General features: G+C 63.4%; 19 protein-coding genes. 11 read left to right on the forward strand and 8 right to left on the reverse strand.

The genetic code is table 11. The annotated features are described in order from the left end of the window. Positions 1-186 precede the first annotated feature (186 nt). Both parE and NKJ57_RS14490 read left to right on the forward strand, forming a co-directional pair. Positions 187-2,241, forward strand: coding sequence for a DNA topoisomerase IV subunit B (gene parE, locus NKJ57_RS14485; protein WP_352511673.1), 2,055 nt, complete (start codon positions 187-189; stop codon positions 2,239-2,241). Between the two features lie 102 nt (positions 2,242-2,343). Then, positions 2,344-4,413 carry an FUSC family protein gene (locus tag NKJ57_RS14490; protein ID WP_352511674.1) on the forward strand — a complete coding sequence of 690 codons (2,070 nt, stop codon included), beginning with the start codon at positions 2,344-2,346 and terminating at the stop codon, positions 4,411-4,413. 4 nt (positions 4,414-4,417) lie between these two features. Here the strand turns inward: NKJ57_RS14490 and NKJ57_RS14495 are convergent, their stop codons facing one another. Further along, complete coding sequence (locus NKJ57_RS14495; protein WP_352459097.1) at positions 4,418-5,539, reverse strand: DUF2336 domain-containing protein; 1,122 nt, start codon at positions 5,537-5,539, stop codon at positions 4,418-4,420. Positions 5,540-5,619: 80 nt separating this feature from the next. On the opposite strand from NKJ57_RS14495, the gene NKJ57_RS14500 reads away from it, so the two are divergent. Beyond that, a complete protein-coding gene (locus NKJ57_RS14500; RefSeq protein ID WP_488377188.1) occupies positions 5,620-6,204 on the forward strand; it encodes a MaoC family dehydratase in 585 nt (194 codons plus the stop codon). Then, positions 6,204-7,079, forward strand: a complete 876-nt coding sequence (locus tag NKJ57_RS14505) for an HpcH/HpaI aldolase/citrate lyase family protein (RefSeq protein WP_352511677.1) — start codon at positions 6,204-6,206, stop codon at positions 7,077-7,079. The genes NKJ57_RS14500 and NKJ57_RS14505 overlap by 1 nt, the downstream gene beginning before the upstream one ends. Here NKJ57_RS14505 and NKJ57_RS14510 read toward each other — a convergent pair. Together NKJ57_RS14510 and NKJ57_RS14515 are read right to left on the reverse strand one after the other, a co-directional pair. Beyond that, positions 7,076-8,977, reverse strand: a complete 1,902-nt coding sequence (locus tag NKJ57_RS14510; protein WP_352511679.1) for a CASTOR/POLLUX-related putative ion channel — start codon at positions 8,975-8,977, stop codon at positions 7,076-7,078. The two genes, NKJ57_RS14505 and NKJ57_RS14510, sit on opposite strands and share 4 nt — an antisense overlap. A gap of 108 nt (positions 8,978-9,085) precedes the next feature. After that, positions 9,086-9,670, reverse strand: a complete 585-nt coding sequence (locus NKJ57_RS14515; protein ID WP_023738986.1) for a nitroreductase family protein — start codon at positions 9,668-9,670, stop codon at positions 9,086-9,088. A gap of 165 nt (positions 9,671-9,835) precedes the next feature. On the opposite strand from NKJ57_RS14515, the gene NKJ57_RS14520 reads away from it, so the two are divergent. Both NKJ57_RS14520 and NKJ57_RS14525 read left to right on the forward strand, forming a co-directional pair. Continuing rightward, positions 9,836-10,798 carry an RgsD C-terminal domain-containing protein gene (locus tag NKJ57_RS14520; RefSeq protein WP_023815388.1) on the forward strand — a complete coding sequence of 321 codons (963 nt, stop codon included), beginning with the start codon at positions 9,836-9,838 and terminating at the stop codon, positions 10,796-10,798. Positions 10,799-10,954: 156 nt separating this feature from the next. After that, on the forward strand, positions 10,955-11,845 hold the full coding sequence (locus tag NKJ57_RS14525; RefSeq protein ID WP_023818143.1) for an ankyrin repeat domain-containing protein: 891 nt from the start codon (positions 10,955-10,957) through the stop codon (positions 11,843-11,845). 84 nt (positions 11,846-11,929) lie between these two features. Here the strand turns inward: NKJ57_RS14525 and NKJ57_RS14530 are convergent, their stop codons facing one another. Next, on the reverse strand, positions 11,930-12,868 hold the full coding sequence (locus NKJ57_RS14530; RefSeq protein WP_352511680.1) for a lysophospholipid acyltransferase family protein: 939 nt from the start codon (positions 12,866-12,868) through the stop codon (positions 11,930-11,932). Positions 12,869-12,953: 85 nt separating this feature from the next. Beyond that, entirely contained in the window at positions 12,954-14,927 is a 1,974-nt protein-coding gene (gene thrS / locus NKJ57_RS14535) for a threonine--tRNA ligase (RefSeq protein ID WP_352511682.1), read from the reverse strand. Between the two features lie 237 nt (positions 14,928-15,164). Between thrS and NKJ57_RS14540 the strand changes: the two genes are divergently transcribed. Next, positions 15,165-15,971 carry an SAM-dependent methyltransferase gene (locus NKJ57_RS14540; RefSeq protein ID WP_352511683.1) on the forward strand — a complete coding sequence of 269 codons (807 nt, stop codon included), beginning with the start codon at positions 15,165-15,167 and terminating at the stop codon, positions 15,969-15,971. 13 nt (positions 15,972-15,984) lie between these two features. Here the strand turns inward: NKJ57_RS14540 and blaOXA are convergent, their stop codons facing one another. Both blaOXA and yidD read right to left on the reverse strand, forming a co-directional pair. Beyond that, positions 15,985-16,800 (reverse strand): class D beta-lactamase, encoded by an 816-nt coding sequence (gene blaOXA, locus NKJ57_RS14545; protein WP_352511684.1) that lies wholly within the window; start codon positions 16,798-16,800, stop codon positions 15,985-15,987. A 158-nt stretch (positions 16,801-16,958) separates the two neighbouring features. Beyond that, complete coding sequence (yidD, locus tag NKJ57_RS14550) at positions 16,959-17,327, reverse strand: membrane protein insertion efficiency factor YidD (protein ID WP_352511685.1); 369 nt, start codon at positions 17,325-17,327, stop codon at positions 16,959-16,961. Positions 17,328-17,698: 371 nt separating this feature from the next. Here yidD and NKJ57_RS14555 point away from each other — a divergent pair, with 371 nt between their 5' ends. Continuing rightward, complete coding sequence (locus tag NKJ57_RS14555; protein WP_023746751.1) at positions 17,699-18,616, forward strand: LysR substrate-binding domain-containing protein; 918 nt, start codon at positions 17,699-17,701, stop codon at positions 18,614-18,616. 87 nt (positions 18,617-18,703) lie between these two features. Here NKJ57_RS14555 and NKJ57_RS14560 read toward each other — a convergent pair whose 3' ends face one another. Continuing rightward, positions 18,704-19,150, reverse strand: coding sequence for an iron-sulfur cluster assembly scaffold protein (locus NKJ57_RS14560; RefSeq protein WP_023707147.1), 447 nt, complete (start codon positions 19,148-19,150; stop codon positions 18,704-18,706). A 241-nt stretch (positions 19,151-19,391) separates the two neighbouring features. Here NKJ57_RS14560 and folE point away from each other — a divergent pair, with 241 nt between their 5' ends. The 3 genes from folE (at position 19,392) to NKJ57_RS14575 (ending at position 21,577) form a co-directional block, all read left to right on the forward strand. Continuing rightward, positions 19,392-20,027, forward strand: a complete 636-nt coding sequence (folE, locus tag NKJ57_RS14565; protein ID WP_023667622.1) for a GTP cyclohydrolase I FolE — start codon at positions 19,392-19,394, stop codon at positions 20,025-20,027. Between the two features lie 35 nt (positions 20,028-20,062). Next, entirely contained in the window at positions 20,063-20,521 is a 459-nt protein-coding gene (gene hisI, locus NKJ57_RS14570; RefSeq protein WP_352511687.1) for a phosphoribosyl-AMP cyclohydrolase, read from the forward strand. An 84-nt stretch (positions 20,522-20,605) separates the two neighbouring features. Next, positions 20,606-21,577 (forward strand): patatin family protein, encoded by a 972-nt coding sequence (locus NKJ57_RS14575; RefSeq protein ID WP_023667624.1) that lies wholly within the window; start codon positions 20,606-20,608, stop codon positions 21,575-21,577. Positions 21,578-21,592: the final 15 nt, after the last annotated feature.

Consider the following 21,592-nt stretch of genomic DNA (forward strand, 5'->3'; position numbering starts at 1 on the left):
CCGCTTTGTTAAAGATTCAGGAATCGCGGCCGCCCCGCACGGACCTATTTCCGCCGGCTTGGTTATCGAAAGGTTTTAGGATAAGAAGGGTTTAATCCCCGAACGTAACAGGAACTTCCGTCGCTTGGCGCCGAAAAGCGTGGCAGTATCGACGGGTGATTCGCGGCACCGGATTCTATGGCAGGCATGGACGACAACAACGATCTTTTCGGCAATCTGGAAAAGCAGCCCCCACCGGCTCGGACACCTTCGCGCCCGGCCGACCCGCTGGTGCAGGCCACGAAGCGTCCTGCCGCGACCAAGGACGGCAGCGAGGGCTATAGCGCCGCCGACATCGAGGTGCTGGAGGGGCTGGAGCCGGTGCGGCGCCGTCCCGGCATGTATATTGGCGGCACCGACGACAAGGCGATGCACCATCTGTTCGCCGAGGTCATCGACAATTCGATGGACGAGGCGGTCGCCGGCCATGCCACCTTCATCGATGTCGAGCTGTCGGCCGACGGGTTTCTGACCGTTACCGACAATGGCCGCGGCATCCCGGTCGATCCGCATCCGAAATTCAAGAAGCCGGCGCTCGAAGTCATCATGACGACGCTGCATTCGGGCGGCAAGTTCGATAGCAAGGTCTATGAAACCTCCGGCGGTCTGCACGGTGTCGGCGTCTCGGTCGTCAATGCGCTGTCGGACCATCTCGAAGTCGAAGTCGCGCGCGGTCGCCAGCTTTACCGCCAAAGGTTCTCGCGCGGCGTTCCGGTGAGTGGGCTGGAGCAGCTCGGCGAAGTGCACAACCGGCGCGGCACCAAAATCCGCTTCCATCCCGACGAGCAGATTTTCGGCAAGGGCGCCGCCTTCGAGCCGGCACGGCTCTATCGCATGACCCGCTCGAAAGCCTATCTGTTCGGCGGCGTCGAGATCCGCTGGAGCTGCGACCCATCGCTGATCAAGGAAAAGGACCAGACGCCGGCCAAGGCGGAGTTCCATTTCCCCGGCGGCTTGAAGGACTATCTCAAGGCATCGCTCGGCGATGATTTCCAGGTGACCCGCGAAATCTTCGCCGGCAAGAGCGAGAAGCAGGGCGGCCACGGTTCGCTGGAATGGGCGGTGACCTGGTTCGGCGGTGACGGCTTCGTCAACTCCTACTGCAACACCATCCCGACCGGCGAAGGCGGCACGCATGAGGCCGGCTTTCGCAATGTGCTGACGCGCGGGCTTCGCGCCTATGCCGACTTGGTCGGCAACAAGCGCGCCTCGATCGTCACCTCCGAAGACGTCATGATCTCGGCGGCCGGCATGCTGTCGGTTTTCATCCGCGAGCCGGAATTCGTCGGCCAGACCAAGGACAGGCTGGCAACGATTGAAGCCATTCGCATTGTCGAGACCGCCATCCGCGATCCGTTCGACCACTGGCTGGCCGACAATCCGCAGGAAGCCTCCAAGCTGCTGGAATGGGTGATTGCGCGCGCCGACGAGCGGGTGCGCCGGCGCCAGGAAAAGGAAGTGTCGCGCAAGAGCGCGGTGCGCAAGCTGCGCCTTCCCGGCAAGCTCGCCGACTGCACGCAGAATGCCGCCGCGGGCGCCGAATTGTTCATCGTCGAAGGCGACTCGGCCGGCGGCTCGGCCAAGCAGGCGCGGGACCGCGCCAGCCAGGCGGTGCTGCCGCTGCGCGGAAAAATCCTCAACGTCGCCAGCGCCGGCAACGACAAGCTCGCCGCCAACCAGCAGATTTCGGACCTGATTCAGGCGCTCGGTTGCGGCACGCGCTCGAAATACCGCGATGAGGATTTGCGCTACGACCGCGTGATCATCATGACCGACGCCGACGTCGACGGCGCTCACATAGCCTCGCTGCTGATCACCTTCTTCTACCAGGAAATGCCGAACCTGGTGAATGGCGGCCATCTCTATCTGGCCGTGCCGCCGCTCTATTCGATCCGGCAAGGCGGCAAGGTTGCCTATGCCAGGGACGATGCGCACAAGGACGAGCTGTTGCGCACCGAATTCACCGGCCGCGCCAAAGTCGAGATCGGCCGTTTCAAGGGCTTGGGCGAAATGATGGCCGCGCAGCTCAAGGAAACCACCATGGACCCGAGGAAGCGCACGCTGCTCAGGGTCGATGTCATCGACGCCGTGGCGGCGACCAAGGATGCGGTCGACGCGCTGATGGGCACCAAGCCGGAAGCCCGCTTCCGCTTCATCCAAGAACGCGCCGAATTCGCCGCGACGGAAGTGCTGGATATCTGAGCGCCGGCCGACTCTTTGTTTTGACGCAGTTCCGGGCGGAAAACCGTTTCACACTTTTCCTGCAATTGCTCTAGCCTGCGCTTCCGATACGGAGACCAGCTTGTGATCTGGGCGCGGCTGAAGAGCGACTTCGAAACCAGTTTGGCGGGCCTGACGCAGCCGACGCGCTCGGATTGGATTTTCGCCCTGCGCACGGTTTCGGCCGGTCTGATCGCGCTTCTCGCTGCTTACTCGTTGAAACTCGACCACCCGCAATGGGCGATGATGACGGTCTTCATCGTCGCCCAGCCGGTCGCCGGCATGGTGCTGGCGAAAGGGTTTTACCGGCTGCTCGGCACGCTGGCCGGTGGACTTGCGGCGATCGGCATCACCTCGGTTTTCGGCACCAATCCCTGGCTGCTGGTCATGGCGCTATCCGTCTGGATTGGGCTGTGCACGCTAGTTTCGTCGCTGCTGCGCAATCCGGAAGCCTATGGCGCCGCACTTGCCGGCTATACCGCGATGATCATTGGGCTGCCGGCTTTCGGCCAGCCGCATGTGGTCGTCGATCTCGCTGTCGCGCGCTGCGCCGAGATCGTGCTCGGCATCGTCTGCGCCGGCCTGACCAGCCGGCTGATCCTGCCCAAGCTGGCCGCTGATGCCATCATCTCCAGGTTGAAGCGCAGCATCCTCGACCTCGCAACCTATGCAGGCGGCGCTTTTTCCGGCGGCGACCCGGCGACGCTGGCCGGCCTGCACCGCAAGCTGATCAGCGACGCCCAGACGCTGGCCGAGATGCGCACCTATGCTCGGCTCGAAGCACCGAGCTTCGCCACCCGCGCCCATCCGGTCCGCCTCACCATCGGTCAGCTTCTGTCGGCGCTGTCGGCGGCACGCGCGCTGCATTCGCATGCCGCGCCGAAAAGCGCAGCCCTCATTCCGGTGCGCTCCGAACTGCAGTCGCTGGTCAGCGAGCTGGCAGCCACGCCGGAGGCGCTGGACGACACGTCGCCCTGGGTGACGCGACTTGACGCCATCGCCGGCAAGGCCCGGCAAATGCCCGACGCCTCGACCGATCAGGGCGACGACAGGGTCGGCACCATAACCCGCCTCACCATCGCCGCCGATTTCGCCGAAGCCTTCAAGCAGGTGCTGCGCGGCCTCGACGCCCTGCGCGCACCGGTGACGCGCCCTATCCGGAGCAACAGGCAGCCGCCTGCGCTGGTGGTGCACCGCGATTATCCCGGGGCTTCGCGCAATGCCATACGCGCCGCCCTTGCCACGTTGGCGGTCGCCGCCTTCTGGCTGACGACGAAATGGTCCGATGCGGCCGGCACCGTTATCCTCGTTGCGGTCGTCTCCAGTCTTTTCGCCGCGCGGCCTGACCCGGTGCGGGTGTCCTGGGGCTTCTTCAAGGGTACGCTGCTGGCTTTGCCCTTTGCCTTCCTTGTTGGCCAGGTCGCGCTGCCTGCTTTGCCCGGCTTCGGCTGGTTCACGCTGTTTGTCGTGCCGATCCTGGTACCGGCGGCGCTGGGCATGGCCAATCCGCGCACCGTCGGCGTGGCGACGGCCTTTGCAATCAATTTCCTCGCCTTCCTCAGCCCGCATCAGGCGATGACCTATGCCCCAGGCCCGTTCTTCGCCGGCTCGGCGTCGGTGCTGGTCGGCATCCTGCTGGCTATCGGCGTCTTCATCGTGGTGCTGCCGGTGGATCCATGGCGCGCGGCCAACCGCATCGTGCGCGCCATGCGCGAGGATCTGGCGCGGCTGTGCCTGCATGAGCGGGTGCCGCGGCGTTCGGCCTTCGAGAGTCTGGCCTATGACCGCATCAACCAGCTGATGCCGCTCTTGCAAAATGCCGGCAGGAAAGGCGATGCGATCCTGGGCGGCGGGGTCGCCGCCGTTACCGTCGGCCTCGAAATCCTGCGCCTGCGCGCCGCGCAGCAGAGGCCGTCCACTCCTACCGACACCGCGCTCTCGATCGCCAATTTCCTGCGCGGCCTCGCGCGTGAACTGCTCTTTCGCGCAACCGGCGATCCACAGACAGCAACTGTCACTGTGGCCCGGCAATATGCAGCCAGCCTTTCAGAGCGCAGCGGCGGTGCGGATATGCTGCAGATCGCAGCCTCGCTGCGCATCATCGCCGCCGCGATCGAGGATTTCCCGGATTTCTTCGCCAAGGACCGAGTTTAGGGCGTCAGGCCGCGGCTATCGCCAGCGCATGCCCGCGCGCGTTTTCCCGCAGCGCGTCGAGGTGGATCGACTTGACCAGGCCGGCGAGATCGCCCTCGGTGGCCGGACCGCCGAGCTCCTTCAGCATCAGCCAGCTGACCTCCTGCACGCCGGCGAGGCGCTTGCCGTTGGCGACCTCGCGCCAGATTTTGAGCGCGCGCAGGATGATGCCATGGGTGGAAGCGGCAAGGCCGGCGCTGCGGAAGAGCGCCTGCAACGCAACGTCCTGGCCGCCTGCGAGCAAGGCCCGCACCCGCTGCTCCGACTGCTGGCTGAGCGCAACCAGGGCCGAGCCGAAAAAGTCGACCTTGCCGTGGGCAATGGCACGGATGATGAAACTTGCGGTCAGGTCGCCGCGCAGGCGCAGATGTTCGATGAGTGCCGCATGTTCCTCAGTGCGCGTGCCTTCGACCAGCCGCACCGAAGCCTTGACGCAAGCATCGCGCGTGACGCGCTCGGCTCTGGCCGCCCCCATCAGCGCCATCACCAGCGGCGAAGCCTTCAGCGTTTCGCCGAGCTTGACCAGCAGCATGTGCCGGCAGTCGGCCGGCAGCCGCACATCCGTGACCATTGCCTCGCGCAAATGAGCGATATGGCCATGCCGCTCGGCGATGCGGCGGAAAGAGAGTGAGGCTATATCGGCGCCGTCATTGGCGAGCAGCGTCGCACACGCTTCCGGTTCGCCGATCTCGGCGATTGCCGCGGCAACCGCCATCGAAACGACCGGCCGGTCGGCGATCAGTTTTTGCGTCGCCTTGTGCCCGGCCGCGACGCGGTCGATCAGGTCGGCATCGGTGAGCAGCGGCGACCGCGCCAGCACCAAGGCTGCCACTTCCGGCTGATCGGAGGCAAGCGCGCTGATGATCTGCAGCGGCGCGTGATGGCTCATCGACAGCGCTTCGGCCATCGCCAGCCGCACCTTCGACGAGGCGTCGTCGAGCAGCAGCGTCAGCGCCGCTTCGGCAGCGCAACGGTCTTCGAAAGGCAGGTCGGAATTGACGTAGGCGCGGGCCAGCGCGCTCGCCGCTGCGGCGCGCTCCGAAACCCTCGCGGTGTAGATCCATTTGAGAAAATGCGAGACAACCATACTGCCTGCTACGCCCCTTGCCGGAAAGCTTCCGGCCCCAGGAATGACCATAGGCAGAAATGGTTTACGAACGGTTCACCATGTTTGTTAATGCATGTCGCTCGAAAGTGGCCCCGGTTTCGAGGCAACGACATGCATCAAAACAAAGACTTAAAACTTGCGGCTGGCATGGGCAGCGCCTATCAACCGTCAGGCAGCGGAGGAGAAAAACGATGCCCGGGCTTTATCTCGAAGAGTTCGTCGTCGGACATGTCTTTCGGCACACGCTGCGCAAGACCGTCACCGAAAGCGATAACATGCTGTTCTCGGTGATGACGCTGAACCCGCAGCCGCTGCACATCGACTTCGACTTCGCCGCCAAGAGCGAATGGGGCAGACCGCTGGTCAATTCGCTGTTCACGCTCGGCCTGATGATCGGCATTTCCGTCAATGACATCACCGTCGGCACCACAATTGCCAATCTCGGCATGAGGGAGACGGTGTTTCCGCACCCGGTCTTCCACGGCGACACCATCCGTGTCGAAACGACGGTGATCTCAGCCAGGGAATCGAAATCCAGGTTGGACCGCGGCATCGTCGAGTTCGAGCATCGCGCCTACAATCAGAACGAAGTGCTCGTCGCCAAGTGCACGCGCCAGGCGATGATGATGAAAAAGGCGGCCTGATGCGCTCGCTGCTGTTTGTGCCCGGCGATTCCGAAAAGAAGCTGGACAAAGGCTTTGGCGCCGGCGCCGACGTGGTCATCGTCGATCTCGAGGATTCCGTGGCGCCACAAAACAAGGCGGCGGCACGCGACATCGCGGCACGCTTTATCGCCGGCAATCGGCAGCAGACAAGCTCCGCCATCTATATCCGCGTCAACGATCTCTCGACCAGATTGACCGACGATGATCTGGCCGCGCTGGTTCCTGCAAAGCCCGACGGCATCATGCTGCCGAAGTCGAACAGCGGCCAGGATGTTCAGCAGCTATCCCTAAAGCTCCGCGTGCATGAGGCCGAAAACGGATTGCCGGATGGCGCGATCAAGATCCTGCCGATCATCACCGAGACGGCTGCCGGTTTGCTGGCCGCCGCGACCTACGCCGGGGCAAGCGCCCGGCTTGCCGGCCTCACCTGGGGTGCCGAAGATCTGTCCGCGGCGATCGGTGCGCGGGCTGCGCGCGACGACAACGGTCGATACACCGATGTCTTCCGCCTTGCCCGCACCATGACCATCCTCGCCGCCGGCGCAGCCGAAGTCGCGGCGATCGACACGGTTTTCCCCGCCTTTCGTGATATGGCCGCCTTCGAAACCGAATGCACGGAGGCCGAGCGTGATGGTTTTGCCGGCAAGATGGCGATCCATCCGGCGCAAGTGCCGGTCATCAACGCCGCCTTCACGCCATCGGCCGAGGCGGTCGAGCGCTCGCGGGCCATCGTCGCGGCTTTCGAGGCGGCCGGAAATCCTGGCGTGGTCGGCATTGACGGCAAGATGTATGACCGGCCGCATCTCAGGCTCGCCGAACGGCTTCTGGCTCGCGCCAAGGCAGTCGGGGTTTAGTCCCGCGCCAGCACGATGACCCGGTCCTCAGGCAGGTAGGCCAGCGCTTGCGACTTCAACGGGTTGACGGTGACGCCGCCCAGCGCCCGCTCATCACTCTGCGCGGCGCGAACGCGCCGGTGCCCGATGGCGATCTCTCCGCGCAACCGCGCCGATTCCGCGATCGTCCAGAACGTCACCGGCTGGTCGATGGCGACATAGTCGCCGACCGGACGCATGTAGATTTCGGAGCCCTCCTCGTCGAGCAGGTCATCGAAGATCGCGGCGAGATGCTGGTTCTCCGAAGCCTGCGCCAGCATCAGGCTGACCAGCCGGTTGCTGACGACGAAATCATCGGCCTTGGTCACCGCCGCCAGCTCGCGGTTGCGCACGTCGATCATCTCGCTGACGATCGAGATGTGCGTGCCGGCATCGTCTGCGATTTTGCGCAGATGCAGCAGCGTCACCAGCGTGCGCGTATCGGCGGGCTGCGCTGCCATGGTCTCGCTGTAGCCGAGGACGAGCACGTGGTCGTAGGAAGGCACGTCCAGGCTTGCCAGTTCTGTGCTGCTCGACGTGTCGGTGATGCGGCAGGAAACCGACAGATTGTCGCCGACGACCGGCAGGCCGGCAACTTCCTGCTCGAGGCCTGGCGTATCGGCGGCGATGGTCAGGATCGAACCCGGCGCGACGTAGCGCGACAGTTCATAGGTGATGATCGGACCGCGCCGGTTCCAGCCAAGGATCAGCGTGCTCTCCGGCTTCGCCTCAATGGGCTGATGGCGAAGAATCGCCGCGGTATCGATCTTGGCCGCCGCGCTTCCCAGCTTGATGGCCGCATCGTCCTCGGCAATGATGATGGCGCGCATGTCCTTGCCGATCACCAGCTCCGGTGGCGGGTTGAGGTTGACGCACCCCTTTTCGTCGCAGAGCCCGATCAGCGCGCAATGCTCATACGCCATCGCCGCCTCGCCGAAGGTCTTGCCGGTGAGATCAGGCTGCTCGGTGGTGTAGATCTCGCAGCCGTCGAAATCGAGCAGCTCCGAATAAACGCCGCTGAGACCCGACTGCCGGCTCGAATGCACGACGATCCGCGAGATCAGCTGGTCGGCCAGGACAAGCTGCACCTCCGCCCCGCCGACGACGCGGGCGACCTCGGCGTTCTTTCCGTCGCGGATCTCGGCGGCGATGTTATAGGGCGCCGTGCGCCGGTTCGGGTCGTTGGCCAGCGCCAGCACCGTCTTGATGACCTGCGAATCCGGATCGTCGCCGTCCGGCGACAGCACGATGATCGAGCGCGAGGTCTGCGGGTTGACGATGGCCAGATCGTAGAGGTCGGTCGGGTCGCCGCTGCGGCAGATGATGCGTGTATTGCCCAGTCTGCCGACCTTGGCGGCGATCTCGTCCTCCATTGCGACCTTGTCCATATTGGCCATGACGACAATGCGCGGATGGCGGCGGCTGGCATTGGCAATGACGAGTTCGGAGATGACGTCGAAGATCGATGGCGACCAGTTGAGGATGATGGTGTGGTCGCTCTCCAGCACCCGGGAACGACCCTTGCGCAATTCATCGAGCTTGCTGTCGACGCCGGCGCTGAGCACGCCGATGAGGGCCGACACGACGAAGATGCCGGCAAGCGTGACGAACAGCATGACGAGACGGAAGGCCCAGCCGGTGTCGCCGCCCATCGTGCCGGAATCGAGCGTGCGCATCAGCGATTCCCAGAACGCTTCGAAGAAGTTCAACGGCTCGCCGCCCTCCGGCGCAATGCGGGTCACCGCAAGGAAAGCCGCGGCGGCAATGATGATCAGCAGCGAAGCAACGGCGAGCCAGCCGATCAGCGCGATCGGGCCGGCGGCCATGCTCTTGTCAAACCCGTAGCGCAGCCGGGTTCCCAGCGAGTCTCGTTTCTTCATGTCGCCGGCAACCCCCAATATTCCCCATGGTCGATGCGCCGACCCCAACGCATCGCCGAAGCCGCTGTCTTAGCCTGTGTTTAAATAAAGGGGAATCGCTTTCGGGTGTCAGCCGTTCCACGGCCCCGCATAATCGGCATAGAGCTTTGCCGGATCGGGCCGCGGCCGTTCCGGCGCCGGTCCCTGATAGGAGCCAATATGGATAAACCCGACAACACGTTCCTGTGGCGCCAGTCCCAGCAGCGCCCGGCCCTCCGCCACGTCGGAATACCAGTTGCTGATCATGTTGGTGCCGTAGCCCAGCGCATTGGCTGCGATCATCAGGTTCATCGCCGCCATGCCGCCGGACAGGAACATTTCCCATTGCGGGATTTTTGGATTGTCCTTCGGGCTCGAGACCACGCCGATCACCAGCGGCGCACGCGAAAACCGAGCCAGCTCCTGGTTGCGGCGGTTTTCCGGCAGCGGTCCTTCGCGCTGTTCGGCGAGTGCCGCCAGCTTCCTGCCGATCTCGACGCGCGCCTCGCCGCGATAAAGGATGAAGCGCCACGGCTCCAGCCGGCCGTGATCGGGCACCCGGCTTGCAGCCGCGATCATGGTCGCGATATCGCCATCGCTGGGCGCCGGTTCCTTCAATTCAGGAATCGGTGCGGAGTTTCGGGTCAGCAGGAAGTCGATGATCGGCGACGCCATGGGGGCCAGGTCTCCTAAAGCACTCGATTTTGAGCTGAAGCGCGCCATTGCGGATCGGGGCGGCTCGGGCATTGGCGCGGGCGCGCCGGACGAAAGAACCTGTTGCCAAGGCGGTCGGACTCTTAAGCCTTGAAATTGCCACCGCCTTGGGCTTCAACGCAAGGCATGTTTGAGGGGACATCGCGCCTTTTCCTGATTTGGCTCGCCGTAGCGCTGTTTGCGCCGGCCTCGATGGCCATGGCGCAGAATGCCGACGGCATCGGCAATCTGAAACTCCCCGATATTTCGAGCTATGCACCGCCCAAGGGCGAGACGCCGCTGGCACTCGGTGGCGGCGGTGCCATAACGCTGTCGGCGCAGTTGACCGACAAGGGCGCCGACATCACGCGCGGCATCGTCTGGCGCGTCTTCAAGCCCGAGGCCGCCGGCGACGGCAAGCTGCCGATGGTGGCTTCCGCGCATGGCGGCAGCGCCGTGTTCCAGCTCGAACCCGGCAGCTATCTGGTCCACGCCTCCTACGGACGCGCCGGCGCCACCAAGCGCATCACCGTCGGCAAGGACGCCAGGCGCGAAAGCCTGGTGCTCGATGCCGGCGGCCTCAAGCTCGACGCGGTGCTGTCGGGCGGCGTGCGTATTCCGCCGAAAAAACTGCGCTTCTCCATTTATGAGGGCACCGCCGAGGCCAATGGCGACCGCGCTTTGATCATTCCCGATGTCGAGCCGAACAGCGTCGTGCGGCTCAACGCCGGCGTTTATCATGTCGTCTCCACCTATGGCGCGGTCAATGCCGTCATTCGCTCCGACATCCGCGTCGAGGCCGGCAAGCTGACCGAAGCCACCGTCGAGCATCGCGCGGCGGAGGAGACCATGAAGCTGGTGCGCGAGACCGGCGGCGAGGCCATCGCCGATACATCCTGGTCGCTGCTCAACGAATCCGGCGATCCGATCAAGGAGGCCGTCGGCGCCTTCGCCTCGATGGTGCTGGCCGAAGGCCAATACACCATCATCGCCAAGAACCGCGACCGCATCTACCAGAAGGATTTCACCGTGGTCGCCGGGCAGAACCAGGAGATCGAGGTGCTGGCCACTGATGCCTCTGCGATCGATCCGGAGGAAGGCGCCGACTAGGTTGTGGACTCATAAGCCCGAAGCCACAGCCGGACGGATCGACCTTGCGATTCGTTTCTAGGCACCGGTTGGAGTGGCCACGATCCGGCATTCGTGGTATGTTTTTGCGGCCTTGAAAGCATGACCCGTACCGCAGTTTGCCTTGGGAGATGCCAAATGCGCATGTCCTTGCTTTTCATTCCACTACTGCTTGCACCGATTGTATCGCATGCCGCCGGCATTCACGACGCCGCCATGAAGGGCGATGTCGCGGCGATCACGGCAGCGCTCGACGCTGGTGCCGGCGTCGATGAGAGCGACGGGCGCACGACACCACTCTATCTTGCGGTCAAGGGCGGTCATTTTGCAGCGGCAAAACTGCTCATTGAACGCGGTGCCGACGTCAACGCCGTCCCGGACCCGCGTTTGGGTCCTGCCCTTATTCTGGCTTTGGCAAAACGCAGGACCGATTTGATCAATCTGTTGCTGGACGGGGGCGCAAATCCAAATTCGAAGCGCAGCCGCGAAAACGCTATCCACATCGCGGTCAATCTCGGTTGCCTCGATTGCGTGAAAGCACTGGTTGAGGCCGGCGCGGACGTGAATGCGAAGACAAAGGACGGCAAGACACCGCTCCATCTGGCAAAATTCAAGGGGCAACGCGAAGTTGCTGACTATCTCATGTCGCACGGCGTTGTGTTGCCAACGCCAGCTCCGATCTCGATGAAGTTGGCTGCTGCCGATGTCGAGAAAGGCCGAACCTACTTCACACACGTGTGCCACGGTTGCCACAATGCCGAGCCACAGGGAGGGATCAAAACGGGACCGAACTTATGGGGCGTCGTCGGCCGCGACAAGGCATCCATGGCAAATATGCGTTACTCCGACACCTTGCTGGCCTTAGAGGGTGTATGGACGTACGAGGACCTGAACAAATATCTGCTTGAGCCCATGCTCACCACGCCGGGTGTTTACATGGAGGTGCCTGGCGTCCCGGACGAGACCGAACGGGTCAACCTGATCGCCTACTTGCGTACACTCAGCGACAAACCGCTCCCACTGCCCTAGGAGCTGTTGAGCAAAAGGGCCGAGGTTGTCGAAAATTTGACCGACTGAATGTCGTTTATGAGTACACGCCCTAGTTAGCGTCTCTCAAGCTGCCTTTCGCATACGGCGCGGCAGGAAGTGGACGCGGCGGCGCGGTGCGTCGGGCGCCAGGTCGAAGACACCGCGATGAAGACGGTCGAGCAGCGTCTTGCGGTCGCGCAATGGCTCCAACTCATCCCAGCTCAGCACATCGCCGACGCGCACGTCGATCGCCTTGCCGGACAGCCGCGCAAATTCGCGGATGAGCATTGAAAGGGGCAACGTCCGCGACGCCTTGCCGACGAATTTCGCCAGCCCTCCTTCGCGCTCGGCCATGTTCATCGGACCGCTGACCAGATGGAACAGCCGGCCGTTCTGACCTGAAAAATGCATCGGCACCACCGACGCCTTGGCGTCCTGCACGAGGCGCGCCGGAAACATCTTCCACGGCAGGTCGCGCGCCCGGCCAAAGCCTTTCGGCGCGGTGGCGACGCCGCCGGCCGGAAATACCACGATGGTGACGCCCTCTTTCAACAGCCGCACTGCCTCGTGGCGCACCGCCATGTTGTTCTTCACCGCGTCCTTGGTCTCGGAAAAGTCGATCGGCAGCGAATACGGTTCCATCTCGCGGACCTTCAGCAGGTCCTTGTGGATCATGACGCGGAACGGACGCCCGAGCTGCTCGACGAGCGACAGCACGGCAATGCCGTCGCCAATGCCGAACGGGTGGTTGGCGACGATCACCAGCGGCGTGTCGGGCAGCCCCGCCGGCGGCCACTGATCGGTGCTGCGCACCTTGACGTCGATCAGCTGCAGCATGCGGCTGAACACCCGCTCGCCGGTCGGCGCCACCTGGCGGCGCCAGAAATCATAGAGCGCGGCAAAGCGGTCGCGGCCCGACAGGCCTTCAATGGAATGGATGAACCAGCGCGTCAGCACCGGCTGGCTCGCATTGGCGTAGGAGAGTTCGGGAAACGGTCTTTCCCGTATCTTCAGCTTGAGCATGGGGGCTCGTTACAAGGTTGGCGTGACAGGCATGTGAAAATGGCGGTGGATCGCTCCACCGCCATTTCTCCGAAATATTGATTGCTCAGGCCGCGCTGCGCCTGCGGTCGGGCGAAATAGCCTCGTCGGAAAGCAGCTTCAGCGCGTCGGCCAGCTTGAGCGATTCCTGATCGCGCGAGCCAAGCCGGCGGATGTTGACCGTCTCCTCCTCCGCCTCGCGCTTGCCGCAGACGAGGATCACAGGAACCTTGGCCAGCGAATGCTCACGCACCTTGTAGTTGATCTTCTCGTTGCGCAGATCCGGTTCGGCCAAAAGTCCTGCCGCCTTAAACTGTGCGACAACCTTTCGCGCATAGTCGTCAGCATCCGAGGTGATCGTCGCCACAACCACCTGCAGCGGCGCGAACCACAGCGGGAAATGGCCGGAATAATGCTCGATCAGAATGCCGAGAAAGCGTTCCATCGAACCGCAGATGGCGCGATGCACCATCACCGGCTGCTTCTTTTCCGAATCCGAACCGATGTAGAAGGCGCCAAAGCGTTCCGGCAGATTGAAGTCGACCTGCGTGGTGCCGCACTGCCATTCGCGGCCGATGGCGTCCTTCAGCACATATTCGAATTTCGGCCCGTAGAAAGCGCCCTCGCCCGGATTGATCGAGGTCTTGATGCGGTTTCCCGAGCGCGTCCTGATCGTATCCAGCACGTTGCCCATGATCGCCTCGGCATGATCCCAGGCCTCGTCGGTGCCGACGCGCTTATCCGGCCGCGTCGACAGCTTCACGCTGACATCGTCGAAGCCGAAATCGGCGTAGGTCGACAGGATCAGATCGTTTATGCGCAGGCACTCCGCGGCCAGCTGCTCCTCGGTGCAGAAGATATGCGCATCGTCCTGCGTGAAACCGCGCACGCGCATCAGCCCGTGCAAGGCGCCGGACGGTTCGTAACGATGCACATTGCCGAACTCCGCAAGCTTTACGGGCAGATCGCGATAAGATTTCAACCCGTGCTTGAATATCTGCACGTGGCCCGGACAATTCATCGGCTTCAGCGCGAACACGCGGTCGTCGTCGGTGTCGTCGCCGGCCACCGTCACCTTGAACATGGCATCGCGATACCAGCCCCAGTGGCCCGACGTCTCCCACAGGCTCTTGTCGAGAACCTGCGGTGCGTTGACCTCCTGGTAGCCCTGCTCGTCGAGGCGGCGGCGCATGTAGTTGACCAAATTCTGGAACATCTTCCAGCCCTTGGCGTGCCAGAAGACGACGCCCGGCCCCTCTTCCTGGAAATGGAACAGGTCCATCTCGCGGCCGAGTTTGCGGTGGTCGCGCTTCTCTGCCTCTTCCAGCATCGTCTGGTAGGCATCGAGTTCAGCTTGCTCGGCCCAGGCGGTGCCGTAGATGCGGGTCAGCATGGGGTTGTTCGAATCGCCACGCCAATAGGCGCCGGCCACCTTCATCAGCTTGAAGGCGTTGCCGATCTGCCCGGTGGAGGCCATGTGTGGGCCGCGGCAGAGGTCGAACCAGTCACCCTGGGAATAGATCTTGAGATCCTGGTCTTCGGGAATGGCGTCGATCAGCTCGAGCTTGTAGCGCTCGCCCTTCTCGGCAAAGACCTTTTTCGCCTTGTCGCGCGACCAGACTTCCTTGGTGAACGGCTTGTTTCGCGCAATGATCTCGCGCATCTTCTTTTCGATCACCGGGAAATCGTCAGGCGTGAACGGCTCGTTGCGGGCGAAGTCGTAATAGAATCCGTTCTCGATCACCGGCCCGATGGTCACTTGCGTTCCCGGCCACAGTTCCTGCACGGCCTCCGCCAGCACGTGTGCTGCATCATGACGGATGAGCTCCAGCGCGCGCGGATCGCTGCGGGTGATGATCTCGACCTTGCCGGACTTGCCAAGCGGGTCGGAAAGATCGCGAACGGTGCCGTCGATGGCATAGGCGACAGCCTTCTTGGCCAGCGACTTCGAGATCGATTCGGCGAGGCCCGCACCGGTCATCGCCGCGTCATAGTCGCGGACGGAGCCATCGGGAAATGTCAGGGAAACGGAATTCAGCATCGGGTATCTCCTATCCAGTCCCGCAAACGAGCGCGGGTGGTCGTGGTGTGAAGCCGGAGGCATCCGGCAGCGGGCGGGTTTTAGAGGCCACGCGGCATCAGGTAAAGAGCCGTCGTTGGCGCAGCTGTCAGGAAATGGCGCGACAGATGTCGCAGGCCAGTCGCACAGGCTTGCGAATTTCCCCGACACGAGGTTGGAATCCCCGGCATGGAAGACGCAAAACCCAGCCGAACCGCCTTGGGCGTCGCGCGCATGCGGGCCCTCCACCAGTTCTCGCAGCAGGCGGCGCTGTTTCGCGACCCATATGCGAGTGCGATACTGGGCGATGCCGCACCGACGGTGCAGGAGCTTGAGCAGGAAGGTGAGCGCAGCCGGCACATGCGCCTGTTCGTGGCAGCGCGCGCCCGCCTCGCCGAGGACTGGCTGGCTGCGGCGGTGCGCCGGGGCGTCCAGCAAGTGGTGGTGCTCGGCGCCGGCCTCGACACTTTCTCGCTGCGCAATCCGTACCCTGATGTCGCGGTGTTCGAAGTCGATCACCCGGCGACACAGGCCTGGAAACGGAAATGCATCGCCGATGCTGGTCTTGCCGAACCGCGGGCCACCATGTTCGTGCCGGTCAACTTCGAGCGCCAGCGCCCCGCGGATGAACTGGCATCGGCCGGTTTGCGGCAGACCGAGCCCAGTTTCTTCATCTGGCTGGGTGTCGTTCCGTATCTGAGCCAGGACGCAATCTTCAGCACCCTGTCCTGGATTGCCGGCATGCCCGGTTCGGAGGTCGTCTTCGACTACAGCGAGCCGGCCGAGAACCGCGATGCGGCTGGACAGGCTGCCCTCTCTTTCCATGCGGCGCGCGTCGCCGCTGCCGGAGAGCCCTGGATCAGCTTCTTCGTGCCCGCGGCACTGGCGCAATCGCTGCGCGAGCTCGGCTTCGATGAGATCGAAGATCTGGAAAGCAGCGACATCGCCGCCCGCTTCTCCAGGACGCCAAAGGCGGAGACAAGGAATTCCGGCGGCCACATCCTTCGTGCCCGCCGGAGCACTTGAAGCTAAAGCAAGTTCACTTCACCAGTTGCGGCAACTCCCTCAGTAACGCCGCGCGTGTCGCCGGGCCTTTCGGCATGTCGATCGGCTTGGTGTCGACGACCAGCCGGGCGAAGACGATCCGGCGGCCGCCCTTTTCGGCCCAGCCGACGAACCAGCCCAGCGCGCGCTTGTCCTTGCTGTTTCCCAGCCTGGTGCTGCCGGTCTTGCCCCGCACCGTCCAGCCGCCGGCCTGGAAAGTCGGCAGGATGGCTCGGGTCATCTCATGCGCCTTGGCAGAAACCGGCATCTTGCCGGCGAGCAGCTGGCGCAGGAAGGCTGTCTGTTCGACCGGCGATATCTCAAGCGAGGAATTTATCCAGGATTGCGTGAGCCCGTTGTCCTTGTCGGCATCGCCCGAGACATCCATGTTGCCGTAGCCGAATTTCGAGACGTAGCCGGCAAAGCTTTTTGCGCCGAGCCGGCGCACGATCTCGCGCGAATACCATACGATCGAGTCGCGCTCCCAGATCGTCGGGTCGACGGCTTTGTGGTCGCGGCTCACGGCCCTGAATTCAGGCTTGTAGTTCCAGGTCGGCGTATGCGCATCGCTCAGGATTCCGCTGTCGTAGCCGATCAGTGCCAGCGGCACCTTGAAGGTCGATGCCGGGCTGACGCGTTGGTCGCAGACGCCATTCTGGTAGAGCGTCTCGCCGCTCGCCGCGTCCTGGATAAGCGTACAGGCGACATCGCCAAGCGGCGCCGATTGCGCCCGCATCGGAAATCCCAGAAACCAGGCCAGCAGGAAGAGGACCGCGGCAATGATGAAGGGATGGGTTTCGATCCGACGCATGTGGGCTCTCCTGGGAATGAACAGGAGGCGCTTAGCGAAGTGTCTTGGCTCGATTTTGACTCAAATGCGCAGTCTTTGTGCAGGCCGTTGTTAACCCTACCGGATCGTAAAGAAATGCCGCCCTGGCGATCTGGATCAGGGACCCAGCGCGTCCGCCGTCAGGCCTCGCCGCGCTTCCTGCCGATCTGCCAATAACGCCATGGCGTGAACCAGACGTAGCGCGGAGCGAGCACCTCCGGCACGCGGTCGACGCCGTGCGTTCCGAACGGCCCGCAGCGCAGCACCCGGAACAGCCCCATGAAGCCGCCGGCCCACAGGCCATGGCGGGCGATCGCCTCATGCGCGTATTCGGAACAGGTCGGCAGATGCCGGCAGGAATTGCCGACAAATCCGGACAGCGTCAGTTGATAGAGGCGCACCAGCCACGTGCCGAAAATGCGGCCGGGTGTTTTGCGCCAGGGACCGGGCCAGTTGCGGCCGCGCCGGGTCCGTCCGGCGGCATGCACATGCCGATGCTGGTCGCCCACTGCAGCCTCTTTCCGAACGCGACCCCGAAACCGGCTTCCGGGTCAGCTTGCGTTTCCAAACCGATAGATGTGAGCTTCGGCCGGCAAACGCAATCCTCTTCACTCGCCTCTTTGTCGGCTTCAGGGTCGCGAGCGGCGAAAGGGATGCCGCTCCGCTGGAGCCGCCCAGCGGGTGGCCGGCCTTTGCTCGGTGCGCTGCACATGATGCCGCCTGTCGCCATGCCACTGAAATGTCGCGATCCGCATCACATCGCAAAAGATCTTCAGTAACTGGATCATGGCGCATCTCCTTTGAGGCGGATTAGACGCCCGCTGGCCTTCGCCTTCAAACGAGTATAATTTCCGGTTCGGATAACTTGGGGTTATGCGAAATGAAGCGCGGACGGTTGCCCCTGACGGCGTTGCGAAGTTTCGAGGCAGCCGGCCGGCAATTGAGCTTTAGCCGGGCCGCCGAGGAGCTGTTCGTCTCCCAGGCCGCCATCAGCCGGCAGATCCGCGAACTCGAGCAGTTCCTGCACCAGCCCTTGTTCCGCCGTCATCACCGCCGCGTCGAGCTGACCGAGGCCGGCCAGCGCCTGCTCGATCAGTTGGTCAGGAGTTTCGACGACATCGACAGGCTGCTTTCGGACCTGGTGGCGGCCCCGGCACAGTCGGTGGTTCGCGTCAGCGTCGAGCCGTCGCTGGCCTCTGTGTGGCTGTTGCCGCGGCTCAACCGGTTCAGCCAGTTGCGGCCCGATATCGACGTTTCCCTCGAGGTCGACCCAAGGCCGATCGAGTTCCGCAGCGATCAGCCTGAACTCGCCCTGCGCTTCAGCGCGCGCGCCACCTCATGGCCGCGCAGCGAGGCCGAATGGCTCGCCTCGACCGTCGATTCGCCGGTCCTGTCGCCGGCATTGCTGGCATCAGGCCCTACCCTCGAAAAGCCGCTCGACCTTGCCCGCTACACGCTGCTGCACGAGGAAAACCGCCAGGGCTGGGCGCGCTGGTTCGAGGCCGCCGGCGTCGCTGCCGACGCCATTCCGGCGCGCGGCCCGATGCTGGCGGATGTGTCGCTGTCGAAGCAGGCGGCCCTGCTCGGCCACGGCGTTGCGCTCGGAGACCTATTGCAGATCGGCGAGGAGATTGCATCCGGCGCGCTGATCAAGCCGTTCGACATTGATGTCGCATCGGGCGCCTACTGGCTGGTCGCCAGGAGTTTGAAGGACCTGGCGGAGCCGGCCAAGGCCTTCGCCGACTGGGTGAGAAGCGAATTTGCCGAAAGCAGACGGGCGCAGCAAACCAAGGCATGAGCCCGGTTACGTGAGAAGCTCCTCGACGTGTTCAGCGCCCAATTTTGACAATTCACCGGCTGTTGGAGGAGCCGTCATGTACCAACATCACGCTGCTTCTTCTGCGCGTTTCTTCTCGATTTGACCGATGGCATCGACGACCGCATCGAAGGTCAGCATGGTCGAGGCATGGCGCGCCTTGTAGTCGCGCACCGGCTCCAGATATCTCAGATCGGCAAAGCGGCCTTGCGGCGGCGCGCCATTTTCCTTGAGCATCTTCAGCATGGTGTCGCGCACCGCCCGCAATTCGTCGGCGCTGGCGCCGATGACATGTTGAGCCATGATCGAGGACGAGGCTTGGCCGAGGGCGCAGGCCTTCACGTCATGAGCGAAATCGGTGACGACGCCATTGTCCATCTTGAGGTCGACGGTTACCGTCGAGCCGCACAATTTGGAATGAGCCTTGGCACTCGCATCCGGATGATCGAGCCGGCCTATGCGGGCGATGTTTCCGGCAAAACCCAGAATTTTCGCATTGTAGACGTCGTCAATCATATTTTTCCAATCCGTCGCCGCCAAGCGAACAGCGATTGCCGCTGTGGCATCTTTCATTCGCTGCGCACGACCATATATAATGCTGGCAGTCGGGTATCGACAAGGCAACGCAAAGCCATCGTCCTTGCCCATTTCGTTCACGCCGCTTGCGGGCTGGAAACCGGGCGAGTTTTCAGCACCCGAAAGGTCGTGGTCCGTTCAACTCGTTCCTCCTGAGAGAGGAACTACGGGAGACGCCTTTATGGATGCCGTCATCAAGAAAATAATGCCCCCTTCCGACTATCTGGACAAGCCGGTCACCGACAGGCCGAGCGAAGCCGAGGTCGAGGCCGCCGTGCGCACGCTGTTGCGCTGGACCGGCGACAATCCGGACCGCGAGGGCCTGATCGACACGCCCAAGCGCGTCACCAAGGCCTTTCTCGAAATGTTCAACGGCTATGACATGTGCCCGGCCGAAGAGCTCGGCCGCACCTTCGAGGAAGTCGCCGGCTATGACGATCTCGTCATCGTCAGGGATATCCAGTTCCACTCGCATTGCGAGCACCACATGGTGCCGATCATCGGCAAGGCGCATGTCGGCTACCTCCCGGACGGCAAGGTCGTCGGCCTGTCCAAGATTGCCCGTGTGGTCGATATCTTCGCCCATCGCCTGCAGACTCAGGAGGCCATGACCGCACAGATCGCCGGCGTCATCCAGGACGTGCTCAATCCGCGCGGTGTCGCCGTCATGATCGAGGCTGAGCATATGTGCATGGCCATGCGCGGCATCCGCAAGCAGGGCTCCACCACGCTGACCTCGACCTTCACCGGCGTGTTCAAGGACACGCCCGAGGAACAGGTCCGTTTCGTCACCATGGTGCGCGGCCTCGGGGCGTAAGCCCCTCGCCGGCATCGCTAGATCAAGGACCGGCGATGTCGGCACTAACATTTCCCAAGGCTCCACCAGACAAGAAGGCCCTCGAAGAAGGCGCGGTGTTTTCCCCGCGTTTCGATGCTGCCGGGCTGGTCACCGTCGTCGTCACCGACGCCGCTGACGGTATGCTGCTGATGGTCGCGCATATGAATGCCGAGGCGCTGGCGCTGACGCTCGAAACCGGCATCGCGCACTACTGGTCGCGCTCGCGCAGCACGCTGTGGAAGAAGGGCGAAACATCAGGCAATTTTCAGACCGTCGTCGAGATGCTCACGGATTGTGACCAGGACGCCATATGGTTGCGCGTCAAAGTGTTGGGCCACGACGCAACTTGTCACACCGGCCGGCGTTCATGTTTTTATCGGACGGTGGGGCTAATCGGCGGCAAGGCAACGCTTGCCGACGATGGCAGCACGCCGCTGTTCGATGCGGAAAAAACCTATCGGAAGCCCGCGTGAACCATTCAACAGTCGCAAACCACTCATATTCACTATTCTCAAACGTCCTTCCTGTAGAACGGACGCGGGACAAGGGAGATCATGATGCTCGAGTGGGCGTCATTGCGTAGCAGACCGGACGTGCGGGAGGCCAATGGCCCCTCATCGTCCGGCGGCGTGCCTGACCCGCAACCCGCGGGCAAGACAGGCATTTCGCTCGCGCTGGGCGGCGGCTGCGCACGCGGCTGGGCGCACATTGGCGTGCTGCGCGCGCTCGACGAAGCCGGCATCGAAGTCTCGATGATCGCCGGCACCTCGATCGGCGCGCTGGTTGGCGGCTGCTATCTCGCCGGCAAGCTGGACGAACTCGAGGAGTTCGCCCGCAGCCTGACCAAGCGGCGCATCTTCGGCCTGCTCGATCTCAATCTGCGCGGCAGCGGCCTGTTCGGCGGCATGAAACTGGACGTCAGGCTGCGCGAGCACATGGCAGGCATCCGCTTCGAGGATCTGACGAAACCCTTCGTGGCCGTTGGCGCCGAAATTCGCACCGGCCATGAGATCTGGCTGTCCAGCGGTTCGCTGATCACCGCGATGCGGGCTTCCTATGCGCTGCCCGGCGTGTTCGAACCGGTGAATTGCAACGGCCGCATTCTGGTCGACGGCGCGCTGGTCAACCCGGTTCCGGTTTCGGTCTGCCGCGCCTACGAGCAGCCGCTGGTCGTCGCGGTCAACCTTCACTACGATCTGTTCGGCCGCGCCGCCGTCATCAAGCACAGCGCCGGCGAACTGCTCATCGAGAAGGACGCGCCCCGGCCAGGCCAGGCCAGCCCCGACCACCAGCCGCACCAGAGCCGTCTCGGCATCACCGGCGTCATGGTCGAAGCCTTCAACATCATCCAGGACCGGATTTCACGCGCGAGGCTGGCGGGCGATCCGCCCGACATGTCGCTGCAACCGAAACTCAGCCATATCGGCTTGACCGAATTCCATCGCGCGGATGAGGCGATCAGCGTCGGTTACCAGGCGACGATGGCGCAGATCAGCGAGTTGAAGCGGCTGCAGACGGTCCTCGCTTAAACCAATTAGGCAATG

This window comes from Mesorhizobium sp. M0077, from assembly GCF_040322955.1.
Lineage (GTDB): Bacteria > Pseudomonadota > Alphaproteobacteria > Rhizobiales > Rhizobiaceae > Mesorhizobium.

Coding starts and splice junctions, on each gene's coding strand:
- parE (WP_352511673.1), top strand. CDS start 187: ATGGACGACAACAACGATCTTTTCGGCAATCTGGAAAAGCAGCCCCCA.
- NKJ57_RS14495 (WP_352459097.1), bottom strand. CDS start 5,539: ATGGTTGTCTCGCATTTTCTCAAATGGATCTACACCGCGAGGGTTTCG.
- NKJ57_RS14500 (WP_488377188.1), top strand. CDS start 5,620: ATGTTTGTTAATGCATGTCGCTCGAAAGTGGCCCCGGTTTCGAGGCAA.
- NKJ57_RS14505 (WP_352511677.1), top strand. CDS start 6,204: ATGCGCTCGCTGCTGTTTGTGCCCGGCGATTCCGAAAAGAAGCTGGAC.
- NKJ57_RS14510 (WP_352511679.1), bottom strand. CDS start 8,977: ATGAAGAAACGAGACTCGCTGGGAACCCGGCTGCGCTACGGGTTTGAC.
- NKJ57_RS14515 (WP_023738986.1), bottom strand. CDS start 9,670: ATGGCGTCGCCGATCATCGACTTCCTGCTGACCCGAAACTCCGCACCG.
- NKJ57_RS14520 (WP_023815388.1), top strand. CDS start 9,836: ATGTTTGAGGGGACATCGCGCCTTTTCCTGATTTGGCTCGCCGTAGCG.
- NKJ57_RS14525 (WP_023818143.1), top strand. CDS start 10,955: ATGCGCATGTCCTTGCTTTTCATTCCACTACTGCTTGCACCGATTGTA.
- NKJ57_RS14530 (WP_352511680.1), bottom strand. CDS start 12,868: ATGCTCAAGCTGAAGATACGGGAAAGACCGTTTCCCGAACTCTCCTAC.
- thrS (WP_352511682.1), bottom strand. CDS start 14,927: ATGCTGAATTCCGTTTCCCTGACATTTCCCGATGGCTCCGTCCGCGAC.
- blaOXA (WP_352511684.1), bottom strand. CDS start 16,800: ATGCGTCGGATCGAAACCCATCCCTTCATCATTGCCGCGGTCCTCTTC.
- NKJ57_RS14555 (WP_023746751.1), top strand. CDS start 17,699: ATGAAGCGCGGACGGTTGCCCCTGACGGCGTTGCGAAGTTTCGAGGCA.
- NKJ57_RS14560 (WP_023707147.1), bottom strand. CDS start 19,150: ATGATTGACGACGTCTACAATGCGAAAATTCTGGGTTTTGCCGGAAAC.
- folE (WP_023667622.1), top strand. CDS start 19,392: ATGGATGCCGTCATCAAGAAAATAATGCCCCCTTCCGACTATCTGGAC.
- hisI (WP_352511687.1), top strand. CDS start 20,063: ATGTCGGCACTAACATTTCCCAAGGCTCCACCAGACAAGAAGGCCCTC.
- NKJ57_RS14575 (WP_023667624.1), top strand. CDS start 20,606: ATGCTCGAGTGGGCGTCATTGCGTAGCAGACCGGACGTGCGGGAGGCC.